The organism is Pontibacter sp. YIM B11418, assembly GCF_059278805.1.
This window is the reverse complement of the sequence record NZ_JCAEMH010000001.1, coordinates 431,497-453,055: the sequence shown is the minus strand read 5'-3', so window position 1 is coordinate 453,055 and position 21,559 is coordinate 431,497. Positions and strand designations below refer to the sequence as shown.

The window sequence follows — 21,559 nt, the reverse complement described above, 5'->3', positions numbered from 1 at the left end:
TAGAGGATGCTTCGAAAACTCCTGTCACACGCTGCGATCTACGGCCTGTCAGCACAGATCCCCCGTCTGGCGGGTGTGCTGGCCCTGCCGCTGATCACGCAGCACCTGACCCCGGTTGATTATGGGGTGGCAGGGGTCGTGACAGCCTACTACAGTGCCCTGATCATGCTGCAGTCGCTGGGCTTTACGGTAGTGATGGAAAACAGCTTTGCACGGCATCCCAGCCGCTTCCAATGGATCTGGCGCCAGCTCTACGGCTTTCTGACTAGTTGGTCAGTGCTTTATGGGCTTGTCTCTATGGGCATACTCTATTGGGTGGTGCCTGCCGATGCGCATGATAACCGATTTCTCATTGCGCTGCTTGTCGGGATTCCGATGGTCTTTTTTGTAGTCACCGATCTGTTTGGGGGGATGTTTTGCCTGCACACACAGCGGCCGCTCCCTACTGCACTGCGATCTTTTTTGATGGGAGGCGTTAACGTGATCCTGACCATCTACTTTATTGCAGAACTCCGAATGGGGTATATGGGCTGGTTTTATGCCAGTACCATTTCTGCGGCGGCAGGCTTTGTGGTGAGTATCTACATTATAGCCAGTCAGAAGCTCTGGCCTATCTTTAATTTTAAATGGTACCGCATCCGGCACAGTCTCAAAGTTTCTTTACCGGCTGTGCCGCATGGCTTTTCGTTTTTTATGCTCGATACCTCTGATCGACTTGTGTTGGATGTGGTTGGTATACCTGTCGGGCGGATCGGTCTCTACAATGTGGCTTCGAACTTTGGGATTTATTTTGCCTCGGCCAGCTTCGCCGTGGTGCAGGCGGCCACACCCTTATACATGAAGCTTTATGCCCAGACAAAAAGCATAGAAGCCGCGCTGCAGGCACGCTACATGACCTATACATTGCAGCTGCTCTTTTTCATCGGCACATTTATCGGGAGCCTTTGGATGAAGGAAATTTTCGGCTTCCTGATCCGAAACCAGGAACTGCAACAGGCTTATCCGTTGGCTATTGTCATTCTGATGGGGTATAACTTCCGGCCCATGTACATGGCGGTCATCAACCTGCTCACTTTCCATGAAAAAACAAATAAACTCTGGCGCATCTCCACCGTGGCAGGTATAGGAAACATTGTGCTCAACCTGATTTTAGTGCCGCTCTACGGTTTTCAGATGGCAGCCTATACCACTTTTGCCGCATTGATGTACATGGGCTATGCCGGCTTTTTCCTGAAGGTATACAAAGAGTTGGCCTTGGTGCGCTACCATGCTATTTGGTGGCTGCTGGCAACGGTTGTGTTGCTCGTATTGGCATATCAACTGCGGGAAGTAGAAGTGTGGCAGAAAACGTTGATTACACTCCTGAGTTTGTGTGCAGGTATAGCGGCTTTCTGGAAATACAGGAGCAAGGCACAGTCCTAAGATTGTAGCTGTGGCTAACGCTTCCGAATATTTTTAAGCAAAAAAACCAGCAACAAGGTTTAGCCCTGCTGCTGGTTTTCTATTTAAGTGGTCTCCAGATTATGGTTTTAGTACTACCTTTAGGCAGTTGTCTTCTTTTTTGTTGAAGATATCGTACATGCGCGACGCTTCCGCCAATGGCACGGTATGGGTGATAATGTCGTCGAGCTTGACTTTGCCTTCCTGCACCAGCGAAATGAGATGATCAATGTAGCGGTGTACCCAGGCCTGTCCACCCCGCAGCGTCAGGCCCTTGTCGAACCACTTGTAGAGCGGGAAGTTATTGTAAGGCGAGCCGTACACACCAACTACTGTTACAGTTCCGGACCGCCTCACAGAGTCCATGCACTTTTCGAGTACTTTCATAGTGCCTTTCTCCATCTGCACGACGTTCATGGCTTTTTCCAGCACGGTGCGGTCGGCCTCCATACCTACGGCATCTACGCACACATCGGCTCCGTAGCCGCCGGTCATATCCCGTATCACTTGCACAGCGTCTACTTCAGCGTAGTTGATAACTTCTGCGTTGGCTGATTTGCGGGCCATTTCCAGACGGTAGGGCTGTATGTCCACGCCAATCACCCGCTTGGCGCCTTGCAGCCAGGCCGATTTCATGGCCATGATGCCTACCGGACCGCAACCCCACACTACCACGGTCTCACCGCCTTTCAACTGCGCCCAGTCAATGGCTGCCCAACCGGTCGGGAAGATGTCTGTCAGGAAAAGCACCTGCTCGTCTGTCAGGTTATCCTGTACTTTGCGGGGACCGTAGTCGGCGTAAGGCACGCGCACATACTCTGCCTGCCCGCCATTGTAGCCGCCATAAATATCGGTATAGCCAAACAAAGCCGCACCGACACCCTTCATCAAGGGGACTTCACCTTCGGGTCCGTAGTTATCCGGGTTGGAGTTTTCGCAGTGCGTGGGCAGCTGCATGTTGCAGTAGTGGCAAGTGCCGCAGGAGATAGGGAAGGGCACCACCACACGGTCGCCTTTTTTGAGGTTTTTCACACCCGAGCCTACTTCCTCGACAATGCCCATAAATTCATGGCCCATCACCATGTCACGTGCCTGGGGTACCATGCCGTTATAAATGTGCAGGTCGGAGCCGCAAATGGCCGTGGAGGTTACCCGAAGTATACAGTCGCGCGCGTCCTCTATTCTGGGGTCATCGATGGTCTCCACCTGGATATCTTTCATTTTGTGGAATACTGCTGCTTTCATAGTTTATTTTTTAGGTTTTCGTATTAGCTTCTATAAGCTTTTGTATTTTTCAGTACTTCAGTTTAACGGTAAGCAGTGAAGGCGGGTTATCGGGGAAGGCGTGTTGATAATGCTGATGCTGGAAGTGCTTCCTTCTTGTATTTCAAATCTATACCTCATGCAGACTCAGGCTTCTTATACTTTCTCGTTTTTGCGCGAACACGATGTCCCTGCGCTTTACGATACCTTCCTGGCCGCCTTTGCCGACTACGTGATCCCCATCAAGGTAAGCAGGGAAGAATTTGCCATGAAGTTTAAGCGCGAAGGCGTAGAGCCCACCTTTTGTGCAGGTGCTTTCTACGGCGGGCAACTGGTGGGCTTTATACTCACAGGTCTGGGGAATGGCAGGGTATACCTACCGCCTACAACGCGGGCACGGGCGTGCTTCCTGAGCATCGGGGAAACCAGCTCACCAAGCGGCTCTATGCGTTTCTGCTCCCCAAGTTGCGCGAAAGTGGCGTGGAGCAGTGCCTGCTGGAGGTAATTAAGGGCAATGCGGCCGCCTTTAAGGTATACCGCTCCATCGGCTTTGGGGTAGTCCGCACGCTGGAGTGCTATCGGAACCCGGTTGGGGAATTGCTGCTCTCAGGTAAAGAACCTGAGCCCACGGTGGAGATCCGGCCGGCAGCTACGCCAGATTGGAAAACCTATGACGGCTTCTGCGATATCCGGCCGAGCTGGCAAAATACCAAAGGCGCCTTTTGCAAAAATCCCGATCAGAAACTGGTGCTGGAGGCTTATGCAGAAAAACAACCGGTAGGCTTCCTTGCTTTACTCCCGCGTACAGGCGTTATTGCCCAATTGGGAGTGCATCCGGCTAACCGTAACCAGGGTATAGCGAAGGCGCTGCTTAAGGAAGCGTCAAAACAAACCCAGGTACCGGCCCTGCTGCTGCTCAACATAGATCATACAAGCACCACCCTGGCTGCTTTTTTAGAGCGTATGCATCTCAACCGCTTTTTGACGCAGCACGAAATGCTCCTGCGCCTGCAGTAGGTATGGCGATCCACTTTAATCTGCCTAATTTGCAGCCTGATTCTATTATCACCGGGGCTTCAGCGCTCTTCAAAACTTAATTGTATGAACACTGCGTGGATTTACCTGCTATTGGCAGGTATATGCGAAATTGGATGGGCCTTTGGGCTGAAGTATAGCGAAGGATTTTCAAAACCTTTGATCAGCATCGTGACGGTCATCGTGATGATTCTGAGCTTTATCCTGCTGGCGCAAGCCATGAAAACGCTGCCGCTCGGCACCGCTTATGCCATCTGGACAGGTATAGGCGCCGCGGGCACCGCCATCCTGGGGATGGTATTCCTCAACGAGCCCAAAGACCTGATGCGGATCTTGTGCCTGCTGATGATCGTAGCGGGTGTGGTGGGGTTGAAATACTTTGCCGAAAGCAATTAGCGGCTCAGTCGGAACACATCGGCCTGCTCTTTGGTGAACAGGTAGAGCGTGTTGTTGCTGATCAGGGCGGAGAGGTAGTTCTTGTCGGCCGGCAGGGGCAAGGTGCGCTCCTGCAGCTTGTACAGATCGAAAAAGTGCAGTGCGTTGTCTTTCACAAAGTATAGCTCGTTCCCTTTGAAAGAAATGTAAGATACCCCCGTAAAAGGCAGCTTCTTCTTGTAGTTGCCCAGGTTGTCGAACACATAGATGCCGCTGTTATAATCGAGCAGGTAGACCATGTTCTGATACTCCCGGATAAAGCGCACATCAAAGCGGGCTTTGTCGAGGATAAGATTGAGCGGGGTTTCGATGATAGGTTTCTGGTAGCGCAGGTCCAGCTTGCTGAGCGTGAAGTCCGATTCGTTGAAGAGCCAGAAACTATCGTCGGAGGTGAGGGTAGCTGCCTGTACGTTGCCCATGTAGCCCAGGTCCGTCAGGCGGGTGTTGGCAATGGGGCGCATAAAACGGTCGAGCAGAGTGAGTTCCTGGCGGTCTTCGTAAAAGAGAAAGACTTTCATGGGGTTCCAGGCTTCCACGGCTGTGATGCGACCCCGGCTGGGCGGTGAAAAAGTGTTGACCGGCTTGCCCAGTGTGTCGATCACAAACAGGTTCTGGCTCTGGTCCATGAGGTATACGTTGCCGTTTCGGGCAACGGAGACCGTAGCCGGAGAGGAGATGGCAAAGCTGTGGCTGAAGGTGAGCGCAACCGATGAGTCCGGCTGCTGCGCGAATGCAGGTATAGCCAGCACGGCCAGGAGCAGGTATAGGACTGCGCTCAGGTATAGTCTACTGTTCAAAATACTCCAGTTTAAGGTCTTTGCCATCGTATACGCCGTAAGAGCAAAAATTGACCCATTCTCCCAGGTTCACATACCGGCTGCCGCCGTTAATGGGCATGTCGAGGGGCAGGTGGCGGTGACCGAATATGTAGAAGTCGTGGTGCTGTTCGTTTTCTACTTCCTTGCAGTACTGCACCAGCCATTCCTCCTCGCCAAAAAATTTTTCGTCTTCCTTGGTGTTGCTGATGCGGCTCCGGCGTGACCACCTGTTGGCAATGCCTATGCCTGCGTTGGGGTGAAGCCAGCCAAACATCCACTGACAGGCTTTGTTATTGAACACCTTCTTGAGCACTTTGTAGGTATGGTCGCCCGGACCCAGGCCATCGCCGTGGCCGATGTAGAATTTGTGACCGCCAAAGTTTGTAGAAATCGGCTCCCGGATAATGGGGATGTTGAGCTCTTCTGGAAAGTAATCGAACATCCACATGTCGTGGTTCCCCGTGAAAAATAGCACCGGTATACCAGCATCGGTCAGTTCGGCTAGTTTGCCCTGTAATCGGATAAAGCCCTTAGGTATAGCATGCCGGTACTCGAACCAAAAATCGAATATGTCGCCCAGCAGCAGGATGGCCGCAGCGTCGTGCTTTACGGTGTCGAGCCAGCGCACGATCTTTTTCTCGCGGGCAAGGCTCTGCTCGGCGTTGGGCACACCCAGGTGAAAGTCAGAGGCGAAATACACTTTCTGGCCGGGAGCCAGCTGGTCAATGCGGAAGGTCATCTATCAGAAAAAGTACGAGCTGTTTTGGGCCGTGAGCGCCCATTACCAATGTTTTTTCGATATCGGCTGTGCGACTCGGGCCACTCACCAGCGATACCATGGAAGGGAAATTCTCCTTATACTTGTCGCGCACCCGCTGCAGACCGTCTTTGATATCGGGCACCAGTTGGCTGGCTTTGGCTACAACCATATGCGTTTCAGGGTAGATACTCAAACGCCGGCCACCAGCATTGCCTGAGCTCACCAGGATGCTGCCGGTACGCGTCACGAGCGCTTCGCAGGTGGTAAGACTGGCCTGGGCCTTTTGAATAAAGTCCTCCTCTGTGGATGTGAAATCTATACCTGCCTGGTAGAGGATGTTCTGCAGATTGGGCTCCCAAACGTGTAGGAACTCGATCTGCTGCTCTCTCTTTAAGTTGAAAAGCTGGTCGAAAAAGTCCTCCTCGTCTTCGCAGTATACAAAAAGGCCGCTGTTGGCGATAAATGCCTGTGCAAAGGCAATGGACTGATCTTCAGAGAGCGGCAAATGCAGGGGCGAGCTGAAGTCAGGGGTGGGAGGCAGAAAAGGCGCTGACTTAGCCAGCGCCTCTCTTACTCTTCTTAATACAATTTCTTTCGATTTTGCTTCGTACATGCTCGGGGTTTATCAAGCAGTTCTGCTATTGATGGTATCATTCGGGTTAGCAGATGCATCGTTCTGAATAGGTGTGCCCGGAACGCCGCCCTGGCCATTTTGTTCAGGGTGCTCTGTCTGTCCAACCTCTACCGGATGCTGTTCCTGGCTTACTTCGCTCTTTGTTTTGCTGCGATCCGTACCGGCAGTGTGGGCCTGGTAAGTCGTGAGCTCATCAAAAGGACGTTTGCCAACCAGTCGCTCCAGATCACTCTGGAACAGAATCTCTTTCTGCAACAGCTCCTGCGCCACTATTTCCAGTTCTCTCGCCTTGTCCGTCAGCAATTGCTTGGTGCGGAGGTAAGCGGTCTCGATGATATTGCGTACCTCGTTGTCGATGGTTTCGGCAGTAGCCTCAGAATACGGCTTGTTGAAACTCATATCCGTCTGCTTTGAATCGTAGAACGACACATTACCGATTTTAGCGTTCATGCCATACATCGTCACGATGCTGTAAGCCATTTTGGTGATGCGCTCCAGGTCACTCAAAGCGCCTGTAGATATCTTTCCAAACACGAGCTCTTCAGCGGCGCGTCCACCCAGGGCCATGCACATTTCGTCGATCAGCTGCTCTGTGGTATACAGGAACTGCTCTTTTGGTAAGTACTGCGCATAACCCAGCGCGGCAACGCCACGTGGAACAATGCTCACTTTTACCAACGGATCGGCGTGCTCCAGGAACCAGCCTGCAATGGCGTGACCCGCTTCGTGGTAAGCCACGATCTTCTTCTCTCCAGGAGAGATGATCTTGTTCTTCTTCTCCAGACCACCAATTACTCGGTCGATGGCGTCGTTGAAGTCCTGCTGGTCTACTGCCTTTTTGTTGCGACGGGCAGCGATTAGAGCGGCCTCGTTACAAACGTTGGCAATTTCGGCACCAGCAAAACCAGGCGTCTGGGCGGCCAGCTTACGGGCATCTACATCAGGCGCCAGCGTAAGCGGCTTCAGGTGCACGTCAAATATTTCGGTACGGCCGTTAATGTCTGGCTTATCGATGCTGATCTGGCGGTCAAAACGACCCGGACGCAGCAGGGCGGAGTCCAGGGTGTCAGGGCGGTTGGTCGCCGCCAGGATAATCACACCGGAGTCAGTCGCGAAACCGTCCATTTCTACCAGCAGGGAGTTCAGTGTGTTCTCACGTTCGTCGTTGCCACCTGGCGTTGCGCCACGGCTACGGTGACGGCCAATGGCGTCAATCTCGTCAATGAAGATGATACACGGCGCTTTGGCTTTTGCCTGCTTAAACAAGTCACGCACACGGGCCGCACCCACACCTACGAACATTTCCACGAAGTCAGAACCTGACAGTGAGAAGAATGGCACGTCGGCTTCACCGGCCACCGCTTTGGCAAGCAAGGTTTTACCTGTACCGGGAGGGCCTACCAGGAGTGCGCCTTTCGGGATCTTACCACCCAGGATCGTGAATTTGCTTGGGTTCTTGAGGAACTCTACAATCTCCTGAATCTCTTCTTTCGCCTCTTCCAGGCCAGCCACGTCCTTGAACGTGATCTTTACTTTGTTTTCGGCATCAAACAGGGCAGCCTTAGACTTGCCGATGTTAAAAATCTGGCCACCTGCGCCACCCGCTGTTACGCGGCGCATCAGGAACCAGAAACCAAACAGCAACAAGATCAGGAAGCCCCACTGGAAGAAGAAGTCAGCGAAACCGGTGCGTGTCTCAATGGTGTAAGGCACGCGATTCTCACGCGGGATGTTCTCCTGCAGTTTCTCATAGTCCTCTTTAAAAGACTCTGCTGTGATGATGGTGAAGTGGTAGTGCGGACCCTGGTCTACGCTGCCTAAGGTGCCACGACCCGACAGCTCGCTGCTATACTTTTCGTTCTTGAGAGCATCGTCCTTCAGGTATACTTCCACGATTTTGCCGTTCACGATGGTCAGTTTCTTCACATCGTTACTGACCAGCATCTCCTCAAAGTTCTGCTGGGTGGTTTCTACGGAGGCGTTGCTCTTGTTAAGCCAGGTGAGTCCGAAAATAAGCAGGATGAGTACCGCCAGCATCCACAGCTGCATCGTAGGCCGTGGGGGCGTCTGGGGTATCATCGGCTTTTTCTTCTTGTTATTATTTCCTTTATTATTCTTTTCAGCCATGAATGTGTTGTTTCAGATACATGAAATACAGGAAGGAACCCCTCTTTGTTCAGGATTCCTTCTTAGGGTTAAGCATCTTCTATACGCTTGATGTTGGCATCGCCCCATAGTTCCTCAAGCGCATAGAATTCGCGCTTGTCTTTCAGAAACACGTGCGCCACTACGTCTACGTAGTCCAGCAGCACCCACTCCTTGTTGGTGCGGCCTTCGCTCTGCCAGGGATTCTGGCGGACGGCTTTGAATATTTCCTCTTCTATGGAAGTCGCGATGGCGTCAAGCTGCGAGTCTGATGATGCGGATGCGATCACAAAGTAATCAGATACGGCATTTTTGAGTGACTTCAGGTTAAGAACGACGATATTGCTGGCTTTCTTTTCCTGCATGCCTTTTACTACAAGCTCTGCCAATATGTCTGAATTGGCCTCAGCCTTGGTTTCTTTCATTTGTACTACTTAAATTTGATTTACAAAAGTACTAAATTCTGTTCAATTTATGGTGCCTAATACGCTCTTTATGGGCCAGCAGCTGTTTTTTCTGCCGGTATGTGCATCCACTAACTCAGAAGCCCAGCAGCTACTCCTCAAAAATGAAGCCACAGAGGGTTGTGTGGTGCTTACTGACGAGCAGACGCAAGGTCGCGGCCAGCGGGGCAACACCTGGGAGGCAGCGCCAGGTAAAAACATTACCCTTTCTGTAATTCTGTCACCTGTTTTTCTGGCTGTCAGGCACCAGTTTTACCTCAACATGGCGGTTTCGCTGGCAGTGCTTGACCTGTTGCGCGAACAGGGGCTGGCGCAGGCCCGTATCAAATGGCCCAACGACCTTTACTTCGAGGACAGGAAGCTTGGCGGGATTCTGATAGAAAATACAGTTACCAGTCAATCCATACAACACAGTATTGTAGGGATTGGTTTAAACGTAAATCAGCTTCATTTCGGAATCAGCACGGCCACTTCGCTGGCAGCCGAGATAGGTACGCAACTCGACGTGAAAAGATTGGTGAATAGGCTGCTCGAACTGCTCGAGAAACGCTACCTGGAGCTGCGTAGTGGAAAAACTGATAAGCTGAAGTACGAATACCTGCAGGCGCTCTACCGTTACCAGGAGGAGTATGATTATCAGATTGGCTTGGAACAGGTGCGGGGTCAGATCATGGGAGTGGACGAAGACGGCAGACTGGCGCTTGAAGTGGATGGCGAGCTGCGCTACTTCGCTTTTAAGGAAATCGCCTACCTTATCTAAAACTGAATTTCTTGATGGCTACAATTTGCTGCGGTTCAGGCTCAGTGGGCGTAAGCGGCATTTTGAGCGAAACGTTCATAGTACTGGCGCCATAGCCCGAACTTAGCCTGGGCGCCTGGATGTGATGGTCAGCCAGCTTAACCGGGAAGTCAGTCACAAGCTGCCAGGTGTTTCCCTTCTGTACAATTGTGCCGGTGATGGTTCTTTTTTTAGAAACGCCGTGGATGGTCAGGATGCCTTCAGCAGTTACTTTCGCCTCTCCCTTCGCTGAACCCGGACCTTTTTCGGTAATCTTGCCTACAAAGGTTGCCTTCTGAAATCGGCTGCTTTGCATGTACTTGTCGTTGAAACGCTCCTGCATGAGCGAGTTTAGAAACTGGAAAGAAGTGATGGGAACGTCGAATCTGAATTTGCCTGTCTCTAGGTCAATCAATCCGTTGGCGGACTCGGAGGTGCCTTTGATCAGGCTGAGGGGAGCGCCGGCCTCGAACACGATGGTGCCGATGCCTTTATAGGTGCCTGTCTGGGCCTGTGCCTGCGGGAGTAGCCAGTAAAGGCTGCATACAATTAGGAGTAGCTTTTTCATACATGTCTCGTCTTCTCATCGGGTAAGCTTTCCTTCCTTTTATTTAACTAGTCTGCGCAGAGATAGTTGAGCCCGTTTACTAAAAATAACAGGTCACTGAGAATTTTTTTGCTGTTTGGCTTCTCCAATCGCTGCGCGCTCTTTTGTTTCTCCAGGTAAGAGTGTCTGCTCTGTTTCTTGCGGAAACCTTGTTGCTGTCAACTATTTTTAAAAAATATCGGACTAACGGATTTGATGCTGGGCAAAAGGATTAGTCCAATAAGCTGCTTATTTTTGATGTAACGGGGTGTCTGCCTATGAGTTGCACAATTTCTATGTATGGCTTTATAGTTCAATCAGATTCTTTTTATCTTTATAAATCTTGATTAGGCTTATTTTGGGTCTGTGATAGTGAATTATGAAATCATGTAGGCGGCGTGTTGTGATGTGAGATGGAGATTGATAGTATAGTATAATATTAATATAATTGTCGCCTCTAAAGCAGCAGAATTGGAAAGTGTAAGTGCTATTTATGTCGCCGTAACACAGGGCACGGGAGGAATAATTTGGCTGCATGCGATGCAACCTCAGGTATAGGTATGGGGTCATGATGGTACAAAGGGTATTGAAAGGCATGGTTCTTGATAATGTCTGAGCGAATCCAAAACAGTAAAAATTCCAGGTATAGCTATTTCTATAGTATCCTGCATTTTTAATTAGATTTTTTCTATTTACTATATTTTGGTATATCTTTGACAGCCTGCCAGCTCGTGGCCAGGACCTTTAGAAAAGTGAGGTGTGATATATGAGAACTTTTACAAAAATGATAATAACGGCTGTCTTTGCGGTTTCGCATTTGGCAGCATACAGTGTAATGGCCGATGGCCGCTTAAAAGAGGCTGGCGCCCTCTCCACCAAAGAAGGAGGTAGCTCCGTCTGGAAAGCCGTTCCTGAGAAGAAAGCCGAAGCGAATGTGCGTGCCGAAAATGCCAGAACCGCTGCCTGGGTTAAGGATTACACCAAAAACAAGAGCAAAAGCTTATACCTGACAGAAACGGCCTACGCCAGCTCTTCCAGATTTGTAATCAACTCTTACATGGCCTTCATGCCGTCGCCTGAGCATCAGACGCCTTCGATCAATGCTTACCCGAACCCTTCGCGTGGCATTACCCGGGTGCAGCTGTCGCAGGTGGGTGTGGCTGAAAACTACAAGCTGAAAATATCGAACACGATTGGCAAGGTGATGGAAACGCACGAATTGCCGGTAACGCACTCCAACGTGTTTGTGCTCGACATGACAGGATACCCGGCTGGGGTGTATTTCTACAGCCTGCTCGTGAACGATAAGACCGTGGAAACGAAGCGTTTGATTCTTCAGAAATAATAGGGAGCTATACCCTTTACAAAGCGAAAGCCAGTTGAGAGACTGGCTTTTTTTTATGGCAGACTCTCCAAAGGTGCGCAGGCACCAATTTATTTAGTATTTTCGACGCTGAATATTTGTAAATTGCTATGACGGATTATCGCAAGATAAACAACCTCGTAGGCTGGCTCGTGTTTTTGATCGCGACCGCCGTGTATGTATTGACGCTGGAACCTACTGCCAGCTTTTGGGACGCGGGCGAATTCATCGCCTGTTCTTACAAGCTTTTAGTGCCACACCCTCCGGGGGCACCGTTCTACCTGCTGGTAGGTCGTATGTTCTCCATGCTTGCCGGCGATCCAACCCAGGTAGCCTGGTGGGTGAACCTCCTTTCTGCGCTCTGCAGCTCATTTACCGTGTTGTTCCTTTTCTGGTCCATTACCATCCTGTCGCGCCGCCTGCTGGTGAAGGAGGAGGGAGTAGCTCCTGCCAAAGGGCAGACTGTACTCATTATGGGCGCTGGTGCCGTGGGAGCGCTTGCCTATACCTTTACTGACTCAGCCTGGTTCTCGGCAGTAGAAGCCGAGGTATACGCCATGTCGTCTTTCTTCACGGCTATCGTATTCTGGGCCATGCTGCGCTGGGAATCCAAGGTAGGGGAGTCACTCTCTGACAAGTGGCTGATCCTGATTGCCTACCTCATCGGGCTTTCAATTGGCGCGCACTTACTGAACCTGGTGGCTATACCTGCACTAGCCTTCATCTATTACTTCCGTCTGTACAAACCAAGCTGGAAAGGTGGCCTGATCGCGTTTCTGATCAGTGCTGTAATCGTGATGGCCATTCTATGGGGCATTATACCTGGTCTGCCGTCGCTGGCAGGAAATGTGGAGGTGTTCTTCGTCAACTCACTGGGAATGCCTTTCGGCTCGGGTATCATCTTCTTTGTGATTCTGCTGGTGGCAGCCATCATCTACGGTATACGCTACTCTATCCAGCGCAACCTTCGGGTGCTGAACACAGCCATTCTTTGCTTCTCCTTCATCCTGATCGGCTACTCGTCTTACATGATCATCCCGATCAGATCATCTTACAACCCAACGATTGACGAAAATGCGCCGGACGATATTCTGAGCTTTGTCTCCTACCTGAAGCGCGAGCAGTACGGCGACCGTCCACTACTTTACGGACCACAGTACAACGCGCAGCCTGTTGCCCAGGAGGAGGGAGCCCCGCGTTACGTAAAGGGCAAAGATAAATACGTGATGGCAGGGCGTAAGCTCGAAACCATTTACGACAGCAAAGACAAAACCCTCCTGCCGCGCATCTACAGCGACAATCCGCAGCACCTGCAGGAGTATAAAAAATGGGTAGATCTCCGGGAAGGACAGGCGCCATCCTTTGGCCAGAACCTGAGCTTCCTGTTCCGCTACCAGCTGGGGCACATGTACTGGCGCTATTTTCTTTGGAATTTTGTAGGTCGCGAAAGTGACGTGCAACAGTCGGGCGTGCTGTGGTTTGGTAAGCCAACCGACGGCATACCAGACCGGGTGGCCAACAGTAAGGCGCGCAACACCTTCTACCTGCTGCCCCTTATCTTCGGTATTGTTGGTCTGATCTATCAGATACGAAAGAACGAGCGGGATGCCTTTATTGTGGGTCTGCTCTTCTTCTTTACAGGTATAGCCATTGCCCTATACTTGAACCAGCCGCCAATAGAGCCGCGCGAGCGTGACTATACCTTTGCGGGTTCCTTCTATGCCTTCTCCATCTGGATCGGTCTGGGGGTGCTAGGTATAGCCGAGCTGCTTAATCGTGGCCTGCGCAACGTTACAACCAGCGGTGCCATTGCCACCGTCATTGGTCTGGCAGTGCCGGGTATACTGGCCGCAGAAGGCTGGGACGACCACGACCGCTCTAACCGTTATCACTCCGTAGACTCCGCTAAAAACTTACTGGACTCCGTGGCGCCAAACGGCATCCTGTTCACAAACGGCGACAACGATACCTTCCCGCTGTGGTATGCGCAGGAGGTGGAAGGTTACCGTACCGATGTGCGCGTGGCCGTACTCAGCTACCTGAACACCGATTGGTACATCGATCAGATGAAGCGCCAGGCATACAAGTCCGAGCCATGGCCGCTGACGCTCGAGAACGAGAACTACCGCCAGGGCACCAACGACTACCTGCCGTACGTAGAGCGCCAGCAGGTGGCGGCAGGTATAGACCTGAAGCAGTTTATTAGTCTGGTGCGTCAGAATCATCCGGCGCTGCAGGTGCAGGCAGGTAGCGGTACTTCGCTGTTGAGTTTCCCAACCAAGAACTTCTTCCTGGATGTAGACCAGAACAAAGTTGCGCAGGACGGCTTTGTTGCCAAAGACTTCCAGGACCAGATCACGGACCGCATGCAGTGGACCATCAACAAGTCGCTGCTGGAGAAGAAACACCTGATCATACTGGACCTGTTGTCCACAAACGAGTGGGAGCGTCCGGTGTACTTCTCCACGACTGTGAACAGTGCCGATTTTATGGGCTTGTCGGAATACTTCCAGCTCGAGGGACTCGCCTATCGCGTAGTGCCTGTTAAGGTGAGCAGCGAGGAGGCGCCAGGCTTCCTGAACAAGGAACTCATGTATAAGAACATGATGAACTTCAGCTTCCGCAACTTCAACGATCCGAGCATCTTCTACGACGAGAACTACTTCCGTTTCGCCGCCAATGCCCGCGACAAGTTCGGCAAGCTGGCCGCGGAGTATCTGTTAAGCGGCGACAATGCCCGTGCCAAGGAGCTCGTAGACCATTGCTTTGAGCAACTGCCGCCAAGCACCGTGCCTTACGACTACTATACACCGCAGTTTATTTCCATTATGGCGGATTTAGGGGAAGAGGAAAGAGCGAAGAGCCTGTGGGAAGACATGGCCAAAAACTCGCGTGAGTCAGTGGACTACTACCTCGAAAAAGGCGCCCTGTTTGACATGGAGATACAAACCAACCTGTTTATCATGCAGCAGCTTATCGGCGAGGCGCAGGCCATCGGCGAAGAGGAGAAGGCAAAAGAACTGCAGGACGTGTTTGTGCAATATCTGCAACGCATGCGGCGTTAAACAAAATAGAGAGTTAAACAGTACAAAAGCCGAACCCGTTTGTGTGTTCGGCTTTTGCTATTTTCGGGTGCCTGCTTTATCTTCAAGCTAATGAAACAGATAAGTCTACTTACCTGCCTGTCCATACTGCTGCTCTCCTCGTGCGGCAGCTCAGACATTGCCTATGCGCCAATGTACCGCGACACTGCGCCCGTTGCCGCCAAATCAGAGCAACCCGAGGTGGTGCTGCAGCACGGCTATTACAGCACCCCCGACAGCCTGCACCTGATCCTGCGCTTTGACGAGCTCCGGCAGTTGCTCGACCTGACACAGGCCGCAGACCGCGTGGACTTCACCATCCGCTCAGGCAGCACCGAACGGGATATGCTTCTGCTGCGCGATACCGTGCAGGTGCTGCCACAGTACAGGATTGCGTCAAATGGAACATTAGAGGTGCCGGTGACAGTACCTGCCAAGTTTGCAGCGGCGGGCAACACCATGCAGGTGCGACTTTGGATGAAGCTGGCCGGGCAGGAGCGCCTGGGTGTGTCTCACCGGTTGGCGCTGCACCCCAACATGCTGCAGAAAGACTTTATGCTGTTGCAGGTGCGGACGAATGCGCCGCTACTGCGTGGCTTTGCGACCATTACGGATAGCCTATACCTGTGGCAGCCAAGCGATACCAATGCTTCTTTTACGGCGCAGCGGGTAGACTATACCTTGCAGCCCGCTTTGCCCCCCATGTCAACGCGCCAGGAGAGTATGCCAGCGGTGCCCCAAGCTGCCGGAGACACGCTGGCGATGGCCGTTCTGGATACCTTTCGTTTAGAGCAGGAGGGGCTATACCTGCTGCGCACCAGTTCAGGCGCTACACAGGGTCTGGTGGTGGAGGCCGGTACCTTTCCGCTCATCACCCGCGTGCAGGACATGATTACCCCGCTCATTTATCTGACTACTTCAGCTGAGCGGGAAGCACTTTACAATACACAGGACAAGAAAGCTGCCGTGGATGCCTTCTGGCTGAAAATTGCGAAGGATAAGAAGCTGGCGCGTGAGTTGATTAAGGCCTACTATACCCGCGTTGAGACGGCGAACAAGCTCTATACCTCATTCAAGCCTGGCTGGGCCACCGACCGCGGCATGATCTACATCATCTATGGCAAGCCGCACAACGTAAGCGTCAGCACCGATGCCGAAACCTGGATCTACCGTGAATCAGAGGCGACGCCCTACGTCAAGTTCGTATTTACAAAAAAAGACAATACCTTTACCGAAAATCACTTTGAGCTGGTACGGAACCGTGAATACGAGGAGAACTGGTACAGCACTGTAGCAAGATGGAGAGCAGGAATAACAAATTTGTAGGTGGAAACCGCTATGGCGGCCCCAGAACTCCGAAGGAGGATAAAATGGAAATGATCTTCGGCCTAAGACCGATCATAGAGGCCATGCTGGCCGGAAAGGTGCTGGAGAAGATCTTTGTACAGAAGGGCGCCCGAAATGCCAACACGGATGAATTGCTTGACCTGGCCAAAAAGCACGATATACCGGTTGCCAGCGTGCCGATCGAAAAACTCAACAACCTGACCCGCAAAAATCACCAGGGAGCCGTTGCACTAATTTCAGCCATCACCTACATGCCGCTGGACGAGATCGTGACCTCGCTTTTTGAGAAAGGCAAGAGCCCGTTGTTGCTTATACTGGATCGCATCACGGACGTGCGAAACTTTGGTTCGATTGCCCGTAACGCCGAGTGTATGGGCGTGGATGCCATCGTTATACCGAGCAGGGGAGGCGCCCAGATCAATGCGGATGCGATTAAAACATCGGCCGGCGCCCTGCACTTGGTGCCTGTCTGCCGTGAGCAGAACCTGAAACACACGATCGATTATCTGAAGGACTACGGCGTGCAAATCGTAGCCTGTACAGAAAAGACTGAGCATAACCTGACCGATAACACGGTGGATTTCGTGGGCCCGACTGCCATTATCATGGGCAGCGAGGAAGATGGTATCTCGCCGGAGTACCTCAAGCGTGCCGATGCCAAACTGCGTATTCCGCTGATAGGCCAGATCGGATCACTCAACGTTTCGGTTGCCACGGGCATCATCCTTTATGAGGCTATGAGCCACCGCCTGCGCGAAAGCGGTTATTCAAGCCTGAATACTTTTGAGCCGAGATAAGCAGGTATAGCCTAACCTATTGAAGGTATAGCTTACCGGAAACAGAACGAAAAAGGGGAACGCTGACAGCAGCGTTCCCCTTTTTCGTTCTGAACTATACCTCAGCAGGTATAGAAAGTATGCTAGATATACTCAGCGCCTTTTTTAGACTTGGCATCCGACATGAATTCCTTCACTTTCTGCTCTTCGCTCAGGCGGCAGATCATCAGCACATTGTCGTGCTCGGCCACAATATAGCCTTCCAGCCCCTCCACCACCACCAAGCGGTCTTTCGGGGTTTTGATGATGCAGTTTTTGGTATCGTAAAGCAGCACATCGCCGCCTACTACGTTGCCGGCTTCGTCTTTCTCATTGATGGTATAGAGCGAGTTCCAGGTACCCAAGTCGGACCAGCCGATATCAGCCAGCACCACATACACATTGTCCACCTTCTCCATAATACCATAGTCGATGGAAATGTTGCGGCAATGCGAGTAGGCCTTCACAATGAAATTGGATTCTTTGGGCGTATTCAGGGTGGTGGCGCCCTCTTCAAAAATTTCGCTTATCTCAGGCAGGTACTGTCTGAAGGCCCGCATAATGCTCTGCACATTCCAGATGAAAATGCCGGAGTTCCACACAAAGTCGCCGCTGTTGAGGAACATCTGTGCCAGCTCCAGGTTCGGCTTCTCCGTGAAGGTCTTTACCTTCTTGATGTTCTGTGAGTCTCCATCGATGTACTGGATGTACCCGTAGCCGGTGTCAGGGCGGCTTGGCGTGATGCCGAGCGTAATGAGCACGTCGTCGCTGTCGGCAGCCTCCACTGCTTTTTTGATTACCTGAGTAAAAGCGTCCTGCTTCAGTACCACGTGGTCCGAAGGCGTCACGATCAGGTTGGCGTTCGGGTTGATCTGCGCAATCTTCCAGGAGGCGTAGGCAATGCAGGGAGCGGTGTTGCGTCCGATCGGCTCGAGCAGAATCTGGTTGTCGCTCAGTTCAGGCAGCTGCTCCTTCACCAGGTTTTCATAGTCGCGGTTGGTTACCACGTATATGTTTTCGGGTGGGCAGATGTCCTTAAACCGGTTCATGGTCATCTGGAGCATGCTTTCGCCTACGCCCAGCACATCATGAAACTGCTTTGGGAAATCGGTACGGCTAAATGGCCAGAAGCGGCTTCCGATGCCGCCTGCCATGATGACCACAAAAGTGTTTTCGTTCATGTCTATATGAGTCCTTCTTTCAGCAAGTCGTGGAGGTGTACGAATCCCTCGAACTTACCTGCTTTCGTGACAATGAGTTGTGTGATGTTTTTTTCCTGCATGATAGCAAGGGCTTCTGCGGCATAGGTTTCAGGCTCTATGGAAAGAGGGGAGGCTGTCATGATATCTGATGCGCGTATACCTTCTATCGAATCATATTTGTTGAGCATACGGCGTAAATCGCCATCAGTTATGATTCCCACTAATTCTGCCGTGCCGTCCTTTACAACGGCGGTGGCTCCCAGTCTTTTAGAGGAAATTTCGATAATAATATCCTTCAGCGGGGCGTTCTCTGAAACGTGTGGGGCCATGTTCTGGCGGAAGATGTCGTCCACTTTCAGGTATAGGCGCTTGCCCAGCGAGCCGCCCGGATGCAGCGTGGCAAAGTCGGCGCTGCTGAAACCGCGGGCCTCCAGCAGGCTCACCGCCAGGGCGTCGCCAAGCGCCAGGGCGGCCGTGGTGCTGGTAGTAGGGGCCAGGTTGTGCGGACAGGCTTCGCGCTCTACAGAGGCATTCAGCACGAAGTCTGCGCTCTGAGCCAGGTATGAGTCAGTGCTCGAAACCAGGGCCGCCAGCTGCGCACCTTTGCGTTTGAGCAAAGGAACAAGTACCTTTATCTCAGGCGTGTTGCCGCTCTTGGAGATACAGATCACAAAATCATCGGGCTGGATCATACCAAGGTCGCCGTGAATGGCATCAGCCGCGTGCATAAAAAGCGCAGGCGTGCCCGTCGAGTTGAGGGTGGCGACAATCTTGGTGGCGATGTTGGCGCTCTTGCCTATACCTGTCACCACCACGCGGCCTTTGATGTTCAAAATGGCTTTGACACAATTTTCGAAGCTTTCGTCGATAAAATCTGCCAGTCTGGCGATAGCCTCGGCTTCGTCAGTCAATACTTTTTTTGCCGTAAGGGCTATATTATTAAGAAGATTCAATTTAAATTTGTGTTAGAGGTATCCTACAGGGGATACGTTGCTTTACAGTTAAATTTCTGATTTATTACATGTCTACCAAAACGGAGATCAATCTCAAGAACAAATTAAAGGAAGTTTTTGGGTATAATCAATTTAGGGGGAATCAGGAGTTGATAATAAACAATATTATCAACGGAAAGAACACCTTTGTGATTATGCCGACCGGAGCTGGCAAGTCGTTGTGCTACCAACTGCCTGCCCTATCGCTGCCGGGAACTGCCATCGTTATCTCGCCGCTTATTGCCCTGATGAAAAATCAGGTGGATCAACTGAACGCTTTCGGGGTGAATGCTCAGTTCTTGAACTCCACACTTTCTAAGTCGGAGATCAACAAAGTGAAGAAGGAAACCCTGGCCGGCGAAGTGAAGCTGCTCTACGTAGCACCGGAATCGCTGACCAAAGAGGAAACGGTTGAGTTCCTGCGTGCGTCCAATATCTCCTTTGTAGCCATCGATGAGGCGCACTGCATCTCGGAGTGGGGGCATGATTTCCGTCCGGAGTACCGTCGTATCCGTGGTATCATCGACCAGATTGGCAACCTGCCGATCATCGCCCTGACGGCTACGGCCACGCCGAAGGTACAGCTCGACATCCAACGCAACCTGCAGATGGACGAAGCCTCGGTGTTTAAGTCTTCGTTTAACCGTACGAACCTGTACTACGAGGTGCGCCCCAAGCACAACACCAAGAAGCAGGTGATCCAGTACGTGAAGAAGCACAAAGGCAAGAGCGGCGTGATCTATTGCCTGAGCCGCAAAAAAGTTGAAGAGATCGCGGAGCTGCTCCGCGTGAATGATATTAAGGCATTGCCTTACCACGCTGGTCTGGATTCCCACATCCGTATGGCTAACCAGGATGCCTTCCTGAATGAAGACGCCGACGTGATCGTGGCGACCATCGCCTTCGGTATGGGTATCGATAAACCGGACGTGCGTTTTGTGATCCACTACGACACGCCAAAATCCATTGAAGGCTACTACCAGGAAACCGGCCGTGCCGGCCGCGATGGCCTGGAAGGTAACTGTATCATGTTCTACAGCTACGACGATATCATCAAGCTGGAGAAATTCAACAAAGACAAGCCGGTAACAGAGCGCGACAACTCCAAACTGCTATTGCAGGAGATGGCCGCTTACGCCGACTCGGCCGTGTGCCGCCGCAAGCAACTGCTGCACTATTTTGGAGAAGCTTACGAAAAAGACTGTGGCTTCTGCGACAACTGCCTGCACCCAAAAGAACGTTTCGAGGCGCAGAACGAAGCATTGCTGGCCCTTAAAACCATCCAGCAGACAGGAGAGCGCTTCAGCATTGAGCATAACACAGCGGTGCTGACAGGTCTGCGCAACCAGCACGTTACAAGCTACGAGCACGATCAACTGGAAGTGTTTGGCGCCGGCAAAGCGTACGATGCGCAGTTCTGGAGTTCGGTGCTGCGCCAGGTGTTGCTGTCGGAGTATCTGGAGAAGGACATTGAGCAGTTTGGTATCGTGAAGCTGACCCAAAAAGGGCTCGACTTTATTGCCAACCCGCACCCGATCCAGCTGACCAAAGACCACGATTTTGAGCAGGAGGTAAAAGAGGACGAGGAGAAGGAGGAAACACAGGCCGCTGCCGGCCACGACGAAGTACTCTTTGATCTGCTCAAAAACCTGCGCAAAAAACTGGCGAAGGAGAAGAACCTTCCTCCTTACGTACTGTTCCAGGATCCGTCCCTGAAGGAGATGGCCACCGTATACCCGACTACCCGCGACGAGCTGGCCTATATAGCCGGTGTAGGTATGGGCAAGGTGCAGAAGTTCGGTAAGCCCTTTCTGGATCTGATCAGCAAGTATGTAGAGGAAAACGACATTGTAACGGCCGCTGATGTGGTGGTAAAGACCACTGTCAACAAGTCGAAAATCAAGATCTACATCATTCAGCAGATAGACAAAAAGGTGGACCTGGAGGAGATTGCCTCTTCCAAAGACCTGACCATGCAGGAACTGATCGAGGAGATTGAGCACATTTGCTACTCGGGCACCAAACTGAACCTGAACTACTATATCGACAACATTCTGGATGATGAGCGCCAGGATGAGATATACGACTACTTCATGAGTGCCAACACCGACAACATAGCGGTGGCGCTCAAGGAGCTTGGCACAGACGACTACAGCGAAGAGGATGTGCGCCTGATGCGGATCAAGTTCCTGTCGGAGTATGCGAATTAAATTGTTGATGGCTGGGTGCTGATCGTTTGATCAGAAACAATGGCAAGAATAAGTACAGGAGACCGTTGTATTGGAGCAGCGGTCTCTTTTTGCTTAAAAGCTATACCTGGCTAAAAAGTAAAAACCATGATTTGTGCTTTACTGCGCCTTATAAATTTATAACTTCGTGCCAACGCTTTTGGAACGCTG

The 21,559-nt window shown here is 51.7% G+C and carries 19 protein-coding genes; 10 read left to right on the top strand and 9 right to left on the bottom strand.

What is annotated here, in order from left to right; genetic code table 11:
- Positions 1-6 precede the first annotated feature (6 nt).
- Positions 7-1,422 (top strand): lipopolysaccharide biosynthesis protein, encoded by a 1,416-nt coding sequence (locus AC4QZR_RS01930; RefSeq protein WP_494479418.1) that lies wholly within the window; start codon positions 7-9, stop codon positions 1,420-1,422.
- A 99-nt stretch (positions 1,423-1,521) separates the two neighbouring features.
- Here the strand turns inward: AC4QZR_RS01930 and AC4QZR_RS01925 are convergent, their stop codons facing one another.
- On the bottom strand, positions 1,522-2,685 hold the full coding sequence (locus AC4QZR_RS01925; protein ID WP_494479417.1) for a zinc-dependent alcohol dehydrogenase: 1,164 nt from the start codon (positions 2,683-2,685) through the stop codon (positions 1,522-1,524).
- Positions 2,686-2,842: 157 nt separating this feature from the next.
- Between AC4QZR_RS01925 and AC4QZR_RS01920 the strand changes: the two genes are divergently transcribed.
- The 3 genes from AC4QZR_RS01920 to AC4QZR_RS01910 all read left to right on the top strand — a co-directional run bounded on the left by AC4QZR_RS01920 (position 2,843) and on the right by AC4QZR_RS01910 (position 4,134).
- Positions 2,843-3,208, top strand: a complete 366-nt coding sequence (locus AC4QZR_RS01920) for a hypothetical protein (RefSeq protein WP_494479416.1) — start codon at positions 2,843-2,845, stop codon at positions 3,206-3,208.
- The gene (locus tag AC4QZR_RS01915) at positions 3,106-3,720 is read left to right on the top strand and encodes a GNAT family N-acetyltransferase (RefSeq protein ID WP_494479415.1); all 615 of its coding nucleotides are present in this window, start codon (positions 3,106-3,108) and stop codon (positions 3,718-3,720) included. The genes AC4QZR_RS01920 and AC4QZR_RS01915 overlap by 103 nt, the downstream gene beginning before the upstream one ends.
- Positions 3,721-3,804: 84 nt before the next feature.
- Positions 3,805-4,134 (top strand): DMT family transporter, encoded by a 330-nt coding sequence (locus tag AC4QZR_RS01910; protein WP_494479414.1) that lies wholly within the window; start codon positions 3,805-3,807, stop codon positions 4,132-4,134.
- Here AC4QZR_RS01910 and AC4QZR_RS01905 read toward each other — a convergent pair.
- The 5 genes from AC4QZR_RS01905 to rsfS all read right to left on the bottom strand — a co-directional run bounded on the left by AC4QZR_RS01905 (position 4,131) and on the right by rsfS (position 8,955).
- The gene (locus AC4QZR_RS01905) at positions 4,131-4,997 is read right to left on the bottom strand and encodes a hypothetical protein (protein ID WP_494479413.1); all 867 of its coding nucleotides are present in this window, start codon (positions 4,995-4,997) and stop codon (positions 4,131-4,133) included. The two genes, AC4QZR_RS01910 and AC4QZR_RS01905, sit on opposite strands and share 4 nt — an antisense overlap.
- Complete coding sequence (locus AC4QZR_RS01900) at positions 4,960-5,730, bottom strand: UDP-2,3-diacylglucosamine diphosphatase (RefSeq protein ID WP_494479412.1); 771 nt, start codon at positions 5,728-5,730, stop codon at positions 4,960-4,962. The genes AC4QZR_RS01905 and AC4QZR_RS01900 overlap by 38 nt, the downstream gene beginning before the upstream one ends.
- Entirely contained in the window at positions 5,714-6,364 is a 651-nt protein-coding gene (locus AC4QZR_RS01895; protein ID WP_494479411.1) for a LutC/YkgG family protein, read from the bottom strand. Before AC4QZR_RS01895 ends, AC4QZR_RS01900 begins: the two co-directional genes overlap by 17 nt.
- 12 nt (positions 6,365-6,376) lie before the next feature.
- The gene (gene ftsH, locus AC4QZR_RS01890; RefSeq protein WP_494479410.1) at positions 6,377-8,512 is read right to left on the bottom strand and encodes an ATP-dependent zinc metalloprotease FtsH; all 2,136 of its coding nucleotides are present in this window, start codon (positions 8,510-8,512) and stop codon (positions 6,377-6,379) included.
- Positions 8,513-8,580: 68 nt separating this feature from the next.
- Positions 8,581-8,955: a ribosome silencing factor gene (gene rsfS, locus AC4QZR_RS01885; RefSeq protein WP_253400791.1), complete on the bottom strand. Its 375-nt coding sequence runs from the start codon at positions 8,953-8,955 to the stop codon at positions 8,581-8,583.
- Positions 8,956-9,004: 49 nt separating this feature from the next.
- Here rsfS and AC4QZR_RS01880 point away from each other — a divergent pair, with 49 nt between their 5' ends.
- Positions 9,005-9,754, top strand: coding sequence for a biotin--[acetyl-CoA-carboxylase] ligase (locus AC4QZR_RS01880; protein WP_494479409.1), 750 nt, complete (start codon positions 9,005-9,007; stop codon positions 9,752-9,754).
- Here the strand turns inward: AC4QZR_RS01880 and AC4QZR_RS01875 are convergent.
- Positions 9,747-10,340, bottom strand: coding sequence for a YceI family protein (locus AC4QZR_RS01875; protein WP_494479408.1), 594 nt, complete (start codon positions 10,338-10,340; stop codon positions 9,747-9,749). The genes AC4QZR_RS01880 and AC4QZR_RS01875 overlap by 8 nt on opposite strands.
- 802 nt (positions 10,341-11,142) lie before the next feature.
- Here AC4QZR_RS01875 and AC4QZR_RS01870 point away from each other — a divergent pair.
- The 4 genes from AC4QZR_RS01870 (at position 11,143) to rlmB (ending at position 16,948) form a co-directional block, all read left to right on the top strand.
- Positions 11,143-11,703 carry a T9SS type A sorting domain-containing protein gene (locus AC4QZR_RS01870; protein WP_494479407.1) on the top strand — a complete coding sequence of 187 codons (561 nt, stop codon included), beginning with the start codon at positions 11,143-11,145 and terminating at the stop codon, positions 11,701-11,703.
- Between the two features lie 128 nt (positions 11,704-11,831).
- Positions 11,832-14,786, top strand: a complete 2,955-nt coding sequence (locus AC4QZR_RS01865; RefSeq protein ID WP_494479406.1) for a glycosyltransferase family 117 protein — start codon at positions 11,832-11,834, stop codon at positions 14,784-14,786.
- Between the two features lie 90 nt (positions 14,787-14,876).
- Positions 14,877-16,130: a GWxTD domain-containing protein gene (locus AC4QZR_RS01860; protein ID WP_494479405.1), complete on the top strand. Its 1,254-nt coding sequence runs from the start codon at positions 14,877-14,879 to the stop codon at positions 16,128-16,130.
- Positions 16,103-16,948, top strand: coding sequence for a 23S rRNA (guanosine(2251)-2'-O)-methyltransferase RlmB (rlmB, locus tag AC4QZR_RS01855; RefSeq protein ID WP_494479404.1), 846 nt, complete (start codon positions 16,103-16,105; stop codon positions 16,946-16,948). Before AC4QZR_RS01860 ends, rlmB begins: the two co-directional genes overlap by 28 nt.
- A 122-nt stretch (positions 16,949-17,070) precedes the next feature.
- Here the strand turns inward: rlmB and AC4QZR_RS01850 are convergent, their stop codons facing one another.
- Both AC4QZR_RS01850 and AC4QZR_RS01845 read right to left on the bottom strand, forming a co-directional pair.
- The gene (locus AC4QZR_RS01850; protein ID WP_494479403.1) at positions 17,071-18,147 is read right to left on the bottom strand and encodes a mannose-1-phosphate guanylyltransferase; all 1,077 of its coding nucleotides are present in this window, start codon (positions 18,145-18,147) and stop codon (positions 17,071-17,073) included.
- Positions 18,148-18,149: 2 nt separating this feature from the next.
- Complete coding sequence (locus AC4QZR_RS01845) at positions 18,150-19,121, bottom strand: KpsF/GutQ family sugar-phosphate isomerase (protein WP_253400783.1); 972 nt, start codon at positions 19,119-19,121, stop codon at positions 18,150-18,152.
- A 68-nt stretch (positions 19,122-19,189) separates the two neighbouring features.
- Between AC4QZR_RS01845 and recQ the strand changes: the two genes are divergently transcribed.
- Entirely contained in the window at positions 19,190-21,370 is a 2,181-nt protein-coding gene (gene recQ / locus AC4QZR_RS01840) for a DNA helicase RecQ (protein ID WP_253400782.1), read from the top strand.
- The last annotated feature ends 189 nt before the right edge of the window (positions 21,371-21,559 follow it).